Origin of the sequence: Paenibacillus phytorum (assembly GCF_013141715.1) — a bacterium.
In the GTDB taxonomy this organism is placed as follows: Bacteria; Bacillota; Bacilli; order Paenibacillales; family NBRC-103111; genus Paenibacillus_E; species Paenibacillus_E phytorum.
The window spans coordinates 1-1,221 of the sequence record NZ_WHOA01000017.1; the positions used below are offsets into that span (position 1 = coordinate 1).

The following is a 1,221-nucleotide window of genomic DNA, read 5'->3' on the forward strand; positions in this document are numbered from 1 at the left end:
AACTTCCGAATGTACAGGTCTAAAGTTAGAGCATGCGGAAACGTATGTACCATCAGACGATGGGGTGAGCGGCGTAAAGTAAAATTTTCTCCTATGAAATACGCTATGCCGAACCATGGCGGCATCGATCTCACAGGCTTAGAGGAAGCACCTAAGTCCAGAAAGAATAGCTAGGATGTAAGGGACTTGGAAAACAAGGGACGTTGCAGTAAGGGCTGTTACCCGAAACGGTTGCAATAAGGCACTTGCCGAAATGAATTTATCCTTGTGAGGGCAGGGGAACGACTGATGAAGCCTCTGTAATCGAGGTGGAGGAACAGCCCCAAGTCTAATTGAAAAGAACGATCATTTTCCATACGTGAATTGCACCGATCAGGTAGGAATGTGGGGACATCGCTTCGTCAAGGAGGGATGCCACAGTGCAAGCTTTACGAAATTGGGAGTATTACGGCATGACGGAATCCTTTACGGATTTGTACGAAAAATCAGCAAACAAAGAAACATTCTCACATCTCTATGAGATCGTCACATCCAGAGAAAATATTTTGCTGGCATACCGTACGATGAAGTCCAATAAAGGATCAAAGACACCAGGAACAGATGGACTAACCATCAGAGACACCGAAAACCGACCCGAGCAAGAATTAGTGAGTGAAATCCAAAATAGACTGCAAAACTACCGCCCCAAACAGGTCAGACGGAAGCTTATCGAGAAAGATAACGGTAAAATGAGACCGCTTGGAATTCCATGCATCCTCGACCGCATCATTCAACAGTGCTTCAAGCAAGTCCTTGAACCCATAGCTGAAGCTCAATTTTACAATCATAGCTATGGTTTCAGACCCCTTCGATCGACCCACCATGCCATGGCAAGAGTTCAATTTCTCATCAATCAGGCGTCGATGCATTATGTAGTCGACATCGACATATTGGGGTTCTTCGACAACGTTAACCATACCTTGCTCGTGAAGCAACTTTGGAACATGGGCATTCAAGATAGAAAGGTTTTAGCCTGCATCTCCAAAATGCTAAAGGCAGAAATCGAGGGGGAAGGAATACCTTCAAAAGGGGTACCTCAAGGGGGCTTGTTGTCAACACTGCTCTCGAATATTGTACTAAATGACCTCGATCACTGGGTGGCTGGCCAATGGGAACTCTTTCCTCTGACAAAACCCTTCAAATCAAGAACTGGTGAAAGGGCAGCGAAAATACGGTCAAGTC

General features: G+C 45.5%; 1 protein-coding gene. It reads left to right on the plus strand.

Annotated features, from left to right (window positions below; all coding sequences use genetic code 11):
- Positions 1-419: 419 nt before the first annotated feature.
- Positions 420-1,221: reverse transcriptase domain-containing protein (locus GC098_RS02760; RefSeq protein ID WP_312879973.1), on the plus strand; the 802-nt coding region annotated here is incomplete at its 3' end.